General features: G+C 48.1%; 8 protein-coding genes. 2 read left to right on the top strand and 6 right to left on the bottom strand.

Translation table 11 applies throughout. From position 1 onward, the window contains the following. Positions 1–62: 62 nt before the first annotated feature. The 6 genes from Q1B11_RS06325 to Q1B11_RS06300 form a co-directional block, all read right to left on the bottom strand. Entirely contained in the window at positions 63–452 is a 390-nt protein-coding gene (locus Q1B11_RS06325) for a hypothetical protein (RefSeq protein WP_299729296.1), read from the bottom strand. A gap of 23 nt (positions 453–475) precedes the next feature. After that, on the bottom strand, positions 476–928 hold the full coding sequence (locus Q1B11_RS06320) for a sigma-70 family RNA polymerase sigma factor (protein WP_299729293.1): 453 nt from the start codon (positions 926–928) through the stop codon (positions 476–478). 16 nt (positions 929–944) lie between these two features. Continuing rightward, positions 945–1,178: a hypothetical protein gene (locus Q1B11_RS06315; protein ID WP_299729290.1), complete on the bottom strand. Its 234-nt coding sequence runs from the start codon at positions 1,176–1,178 to the stop codon at positions 945–947. Then, positions 1,154–1,840 carry a DoxX family membrane protein gene (locus Q1B11_RS06310; RefSeq protein WP_299729287.1) on the bottom strand — a complete coding sequence of 229 codons (687 nt, stop codon included), beginning with the start codon at positions 1,838–1,840 and terminating at the stop codon, positions 1,154–1,156. The genes Q1B11_RS06315 and Q1B11_RS06310 overlap by 25 nt, the downstream gene beginning before the upstream one ends. 371 nt (positions 1,841–2,211) lie before the next feature. Beyond that, complete coding sequence (gene ffh, locus Q1B11_RS06305) at positions 2,212–3,627, bottom strand: signal recognition particle protein (RefSeq protein WP_299729284.1); 1,416 nt, start codon at positions 3,625–3,627, stop codon at positions 2,212–2,214. Positions 3,628–3,736: 109 nt separating this feature from the next. Continuing rightward, a complete protein-coding gene (locus Q1B11_RS06300) occupies positions 3,737–5,104 on the bottom strand; it encodes an MATE family efflux transporter (protein WP_299729281.1) in 1,368 nt (455 codons plus the stop codon). Positions 5,105–5,475: 371 nt separating this feature from the next. Here Q1B11_RS06300 and ccsA point away from each other — a divergent pair, with 371 nt between their 5' ends. Next, positions 5,476–6,279, top strand: a complete 804-nt coding sequence (gene ccsA, locus Q1B11_RS06295; RefSeq protein ID WP_299729278.1) for a cytochrome c biogenesis protein CcsA — start codon at positions 5,476–5,478, stop codon at positions 6,277–6,279. Between the two features lie 50 nt (positions 6,280–6,329). Next, positions 6,330–7,586: an HlyC/CorC family transporter gene (locus Q1B11_RS06290; RefSeq protein WP_299729275.1), complete on the top strand. Its 1,257-nt coding sequence runs from the start codon at positions 6,330–6,332 to the stop codon at positions 7,584–7,586. Positions 7,587–7,671: the final 85 nt, after the last annotated feature.

The raw sequence follows: 7,671 nt of genomic DNA, 5'->3' as shown, positions 1-7,671 counted from the left end.
GCTGAAATTGCGTTATACCATGCACTTGGCAAGCTACCTGAACCAGAAATTGCCCACAGATTTTACTGACGAGGCATCAAAGGAAAATCCAGTTGAGATAGATAGCCAGCCACCTGTTCCAATTGACTGGACTGAACTTCCATGACCACCTGTTTGTTATGGTTGTAGGCCACTTCATTAACAACCTGTTCTGTCAGATCGTTGCGAATCATCACCGGCGCAATGATGGTAACGGTTAGCATCAGTACAAGCGCAGGTGCAAGCAGGATAGAAGGTTGTTTGAATGAGCGCAGCAATGCCGAGAATTTCTTCTGTAGACGGGTGGCCATTGGTATATTTTTAATGGACGATTGTCGTGTGATCAATGTCTGCAGCTGGTCTTCCGACAACTCATGATTAGAAAAATGATCCTTAAGAGCTCTGGGTAATGAGATTTTGTCTTCAGGTCTCATGGAGCGCCCTCCTTGTATCTGTATCAAGCTGTGTTCTGAATTTCTTTCAAGCGGTGTAATTGAGAAAGAATGGTTCCCCATGGTTGTGAGCGCATGTTGGCAATTTCCTGTGCAGTGTATTCTTCCACAGCCCATAGATAGAGTAACTCTTGTTCATGGCTGTCAAGCAGCCTTATCAACCCTTCTACCATTTGCTGGTGAATCAGCAGGTCACCAGGAGATGGTGTATCATCCAGCTCTGTGCTGCCCTGCTGAAGTTGTTCGTTAACCACCAGATGCATGCGCTGATGCCGAACCTGATCAAAAAACTGATTGCGTATGGTTCGCATCAGATACGCTGAAGGCTCTCGCAAATGGTTGTCTGATCGATGAAGATAACGTTCAACTGACTGTTGCAATAAATCAAACGCCTCATCACTATCACGGGTCAGGGCGATGGCGTAGCGGTAGAGCCGGTTAAGTAATGCCCTGTCCATGGCAAATGTCCTGATGTTATCGAAAAATATACCGCTTACTTCGGGTTAATAAATCCTGCGCAGTAAAGGTCATACCACCTCCGGCTACGAGCAAAGCAATGCCTGCCGCTACCAGAGCGAACTCCCTTTTAATACTGTTCAGGTTTGCGATGATGCTTTTATCCATAGTCAGTTTCTGCAACATATAAACTAACATCACAGCGACTACGCCAACACCGGCAGCTCTTACCAGGGCCGGATTGCCAAACACAAGAAGCAATCTGATGACGGCCAGCAGCCACTGAGCCGTGGCAAATGAAGGTACCTCATGGAAACCTCCAAAGAAACCACCCACAATAAACGTGACGCCCAGCGAAAAGCGCAGCAATAATCCCAAAGACTCCCAGCTAATCGTAACCGTATGAGGAAATAGTTTGTTATCCAGCTACGAACGCCTGCTCCAAGGTTAAATAACACAAACATCATTCCGGACAGGGTGATATCACGGATCTGTACAAATATCGCCGGTGAGGTATAGGTTTTTACATCAACCTCCACACCGGGCACTGTGTGTACCGGCAGAGCCACCACAAAACTCCATAACAGGAATCCATAAAATAGCGCCAGAGGGCGAACCATAAAGCCGACAATCAGAAAAAAACCAGACACCAGTTCAAAGGCTGAGAGTGTTTTTAGGAATACTGATGGCGTTAGTAGCGAACCATCACTGAACAGGTAGGCCTGAAACAGGGTGTTAATATAGCCTTCTGTGCCCATGTAGTTCGCCACCATCCCGTCATGAGTGGTGCTGTTGAGCAACAAGCTCAGCTTGGAGAGCCCACCGATAACAAATAGCAGCCCCACACCAACTCTTAAAAAGCTGGCAATTAAGGCCGTCTGATCCTGAGTATTGTTCGCCATTATCCGATTCATCAATGTCTCCGTTTTCTATGATACTCATTCCATTGAGTGCCTCTGTATATGAAATCGAATTTTCTGCTCATTGAGCCAGAATATCAGTGCTCATATGCTGGGGTGCTTAAGAGTAAGACGAATCAGAAACAGTTTTGATTGCAAAAACAGAGCATAATATTGTTCGCACTGAGCTTGACGACGTATCGAAGTGCGGAGGGGTCATCTTTCAACTTCGCACAGAATGAATGGAGTGGGTCAAAGCTAATGAAACGGACTCTTAGTTTGTTAGTTTGAATGATTGAAGAGGGATCTTCTCTGGTGTGGCCAGAGAAGATGGTTTTTGAGGGCGTAATAGATTTACCGTGTAAAAAATCAGGCTTAACGGATATTTAGAAAGGAAACTTCTTGCCGCCGCCGGGAGGCATCATGCCACCCGCGCCGCCCATTCCACCGGGAAGCTGACCTTTCATGGAAGACATGCCGCGCATTAGCTTGTTCATGCCGCCTTTTTTAGTCACCTTTTTCATCATTTTGCTCATCTGTTTGTGTTGTTTGATGAGTCGGTTGATGTCTTGAATCTGTGTGCCGGAGCCGCCGGCAATACGTTTTTTCCGGGAGCCGTTCATGATGTCCGGATTGGCACGTTCCGCAGGGGTCATGGAGTTGATGATGGCTTCCATCTGAACAAAGATTTTATTGTCCATCTGGCCTTGCATTTGTGGTGCCATGCCGCCCATGCCAGGCAGTTTGTCCATCATGCCGCTTAAACCGCCCATCTTCTTCATTTGTTGAAGCTGATCGCGGAAGTCTTCCAGGTCAAAGCCTTTGCCTTTTTTCAGTTTGCTGGCGAGTTTATCGGCTTTACTGCGATCCAGTTTGCGCTCGGCTTCTTCGATCAGGGAGAGAATGTCGCCCATGCCAAGAATACGAGATGCGATACGGTCCGGATGGAACGGTTCCAGGGCATCGGTCTTTTCACCCATACCAATAAACTTGATGGGTTTACCAGTAATCTGTCGTACGGATAGGGCGGCACCACCACGGGCATCACCATCGGCCTTGGTCAGAATGACACCGGTCAGTGGCAGGGCGTCACCGAACGCTTTCGCTGTGTTGGCCGCGTCTTGTCCGGTCATGGCGTCAACCACGAACAGGGTTTCGATGGGGTTGATTGCGTTGTGCAGCTGCTGGATTTCCGCCATCATATCGTTATCGATATGCAAACGACCGGCGGTATCCACAATCAATACATCGGCGTGCTTGATTTTGGCTTCTTGAATCGCACCGTTAACGATGTCGACAGGCTTTTGGTCAATGGAAGACGGGAAGAAATTAAGCCCTGTTTCCTCAGCCAGCGTTTCCAGCTGTTTGATCGCTGCCGGACGATAGACGTCGGCACTGACCACCATAACGGATTTCTTCTGGCGTTCTTTGAGCCATTTACCCAGTTTGGCGACAGATGTTGTTTTACCCGCACCTTGCAAACCGGCCATCAGAATAACGGCAGGCGGTTGAGTGGCAAGGTTCAGTTCGTCGTTGGACGAACCCATCACTTCGATCAGTTCATTCTGAACGATCTTAACAAAGGCCTGACCAGGGCTGAGGCTGGCTTGAACTTCCTGGCCAACTGCCCGCTCTTTGATCCGATTGATAAATTCTTTGACAACGGGAAGCGCAACGTCCGCTTCCAGAAGCGCCATGCGCACTTCGCGCAGGGTGTCTTTGATATTGTCTTCGGTCAGTTTCGCTTTGCCCGTGACGGTTTTTAGCGTACGGGAAAGGCGTTCGGTTAAGTTCTCGAACATTCTGGGAATTACCCTGATCAGATATCTATGCCGGCAGCGTTGACTGGCGGCGCAAAATAAATGCCATTATATAGCAATACGTTGCCCGCCGTCAGTGGGTAGAGAAAAGTTATACGGGGATTGGTTTGTTGACCAGTTTGATCAGGCGAATTGCAAGCAGCAGTGCCGCTAGCGATAAGCCGGTGATAATGCCAACCCAAAAGCCTGTCGTGCCAAGGGCGGGGGTGATCCAGTCGGTCATGGCGAAGATGTAGCCCATTGGCAGGGCAATGCCCCAATAGGCGCCGCAGGAAAGAATCATGGGCATATTAGTGTCTTTATAACCACGCAGTGCGCCACTGGTGGAGGCCTGAAGTGCATCGCTGATTTGGTAGGAGGCAGCGAGGATCAGCAGGAACATGGCGCTTTGTTTGATGGCTGGATCGGTGGTGTAAAGATCCACGATGGATTCACGGAACAATAAAATGCAGGCTGTTGAGATGCCAGCCAATGCAATTGCTGTGATGACGCCGCTGATTGCCCGCTGTTTGGCTTCCCATGTGTTTTTCTGTCCGAGAGAAAAACCGACTCGAATGGTAATACCGAAAGAGAGGCTCATGGGAATCATGTACGTCATGCTGGAGAAATTCAGGGCAATCTGGGCGGCGGCAATATTACTGGCGCCCAGTTTGCCAATCAGTAAAGCAATGACGGCAAAGATGCTGCCACACATGCAAATGCTAATGCCAATGGGCAGGCCGAGGCGAAGCAGTTCTTTGATTCTACCCGTGCTTGGTACCATCTGTTTGAAGTCAACCAGGTGAGCATAGCGATGATGAAAACGGATATAGGCAAACATAAGCAGTGACATCAGCCAGTAAACCAGGCTGGTTGCCCATCCACAGCCAACGGCGCCCATGGCCGGAAAACCAAATTTGCCATAGATCAGAACGTAGTTGACCGGGATGTTAATCAGTAAGCCTGCTACTGAAATCACCATCGGCGCTCGGGTGTTACCCATCCCTTCCAGAAAACTGTTCAGGGTATAAAACAAGGCAATTCCCGGCAGGCCAAAAGCCAAAGCATTCAAATAGCCTACTGCTGTAGGAACCACTTCTGGTGCCACCTTCATATAATTGAGGATGGTTTCACCGTTGTTCAGATAAAAAGCCAGTGCCAACACAGACAACAAAGCAATCCAGACAGTTTGTGCCAAATCCGTGGAGATGCTTTTTTGATTGTTGGCCCCTCTGTGATGAGCAGTGACCGGTGTCAGTATCATCAAGGTGCCACGGAGCAGCAAACTCGCTGGCAGCCATAGGCTGCTGCCAACGGCGATAGCGGCAAGATCGGCAGCACTGGCCTGGCCTGCCATGGCGGTATCCACAAAGGTCATACCGTTGGTGGCCAGCTGGGTAATGATGATCGGTAAAGACAGCAGAAGCAGGGCTTTGGCTTCAGCGGTTAAATAATGAAGAGTAGAACTTTGGTTTTGCATTTATATCAGTATACATGCCAGTACTTGACCCGGGCAGAAAGGGAGGGGGACACAGCAGGGCATGGCCTTGAGCGGCGCGGATATTAACAGCCTTGGCGTTAAATAGTAATACCAATTCTGTCTTTAAATTATGGGCTGTGCAGTTATTTTGACCACCTGGATCTGCGTTGAAGTTCCTCGCCATAGCTACGGCTATGACTCGTCGCTTCGCCTTGCCCAGTCGCCCAAAATAACTTGCTCGTTCCACAATTTAAAAACGTCATTGGTATAAGTCAGGTTTGTTTCCCATTCCGGAATATGACAAACTTCCAATGATTTTTATCAGCCCCTGATGGGCGTGCTTTTCGAATTAATTATTATAGGCTTATTGAATGAGTGGCTTTCTGGTCAGTATGGGGGCGCTTGGTAGCTATCTGGCTGGCTCTGTTGGGCAGGGACTGCGAACCACCGGTCGCGGTTTTCCCCGTTGGTTGGTTCTATTACTGACGACGATCGGTGTCATCTTTCACGCCTTATCTCTTTATGGCTCAATTCATTCCGGGGAAGGCATTAACCTTAGTGTATTCACCATGGGCTCTCTAACCGCCCTGATGGTGACATTGCTGGTGTTGGTCAGTAGCCTCAAAAAGCCCTCAGAAAGTTTGCTGATTCTTATTCTACCCATTTCTATAGCGATGATTGTCCTGGCGATATGGTCGCCAGCAGAACATATTGTCTGGAATCCGGCGCCAGAGATGGTGGCTCATATTTTATTGTCCGTGATGGCTTATGGGGTTTTAATGGTGGCCGCATGTCAGGCGGTGTTGCTTTCCTGGCAGGAGCATCAACTCCGAACTCATCGGCATACCATGAAAACGCTGCCGCCTTTGCAGACCATGGAAAAACTGTTATTTGAATTTCTTTGGCTGGGTGTCTTCCTGTTAACTCTGTCATTGGGCAGTGGCTTTTTATTTCTTGAAGATATGTTCGCTCAGAAATTGGTGCATAAAACAGTGCTGTCCATAATGGCCTGGGGGCTGTTTGCTACTTTGCTGGTAGGGCATTGGCGATTTGGCTGGCGTGGACAGACAGCGGTTCGCTGGACACTGGCGGGTGTCGTTTTTCTAGTGCTGGCCTATTTTGGTTCCAGGCTGGTGCTTGATTGTGTGATTTCAGGTCAGTCCTGTTTTCAATAATATGTTTGAGATAAAATAACTAAATTCGTAAATCCTAAAGGCATACCTTTTTGAGTGAAGCTCCCCTTAGCGTTCTGGTTGGCGCACTGATTTTCCTGCTGCTCTTCTCTGCATTTTTCTCCAGCTCTGAAACCGGCATGATGGCGATCAACCGCTATCGCCTTCGCCATCTTGCCCGTAAAGGTAATCGAGCAGCCAAAAGAACCAGTGAGCTTCTGGATCGACCTGATCGGCTCATTGGTGTGATTCTGATTGGCAATAATCTGGTGAATATTCTCGCTTCAGCCATTGCCACGATTATCGCTATGCGCATGTGGGGAGACAGCGGCATTGCCATTGCCACGCTGGGCTTGACCTTTGTGGTACTGATCTTTGGTGAAGTGACGCCAAAAACCATTGCGGCCATGTATCCTGAGAAAATAGCTTTTCCTTCATCATGGGTGTTAACGCCGATGTTGAAAGTTCTTTATCCCGTGGTTGCTTTAGTGAACTGGATCTGTTCATTGCTGATGCGACCTTTTGGTATACGACCAGGGCAGGAAGGTGAAGACTACCTGACCAGTGAAGAGCTTCGAACGCTGGTGAATGAATCAGGGTTAAGATTACCGACCAAGCGTAAAGGCATGTTGCTGGGTATTCTCGATCTTGAAAAGGTGAGTGTTGATGACATTATGGTGCCCCGTAATGAAATCAATGGCATCGATATTGAAGATGATATTAAAGAGATCATTCACCAGCTCAGAGACTGTCAGCACACGCGAATGCCCGTCTACCGTGGCGATATCAACAATATCGTTGGTATGCTTCATATGCGTAAAATTGCACGACTTCTGACGTTGGAAGAAGTGAATAAGGCGACCTTATTGCAGGAAACCATTGAGCCTTATTACGTTCCGGAAACCACACCACTTCATACTCAATTATTTAACTTTCAGAAAGCCAAAGAACGCACGGCGCTAGTGGTGGATGAGTATGGCGATATCATGGGTTTGGTAACGCTGGAAGATATTCTTGAAGAGATTGTTGGCGACTTTACGACAGATGTCTCCGACAGCAGTCAGGAGATTACTCCTCAGGGTGATGGCAGTTATATTATCGATGGCTCTGCCTCCATTCGTGATGTGAATAAGCTGTTGGGTTGGGAGCTGCCCACTGACGATGCCCGCACCATTAATGGTTTGATCACTGAAGAAATGCAGGTGATCCCCGATGCCAGTGTTTGCTGGAAAGTGAAAAATTATCGTTTTGAAATACTGCAGGTGAGAGATAACCGGATTAAAAGTGTTCGTATGTTTGTGGCGGATTAATTGTTGTTAACTACTTTTTGAGCAGTTCTGGTGAACTGCTCAGCAAGCCGATACGTAAGTGATGAAAAGCTAATCAGATAAAAAG

Origin of the sequence: uncultured Endozoicomonas sp. (genome assembly GCF_947495845.1) — a bacterium.
In the GTDB taxonomy this organism is placed as follows: Bacteria; Pseudomonadota; Gammaproteobacteria; order Pseudomonadales; family Endozoicomonadaceae; genus Endozoicomonas.
Note: the sequence above shows the minus strand (reverse complement) of the source record. Positions and strands in the feature narration are given on the sequence as shown.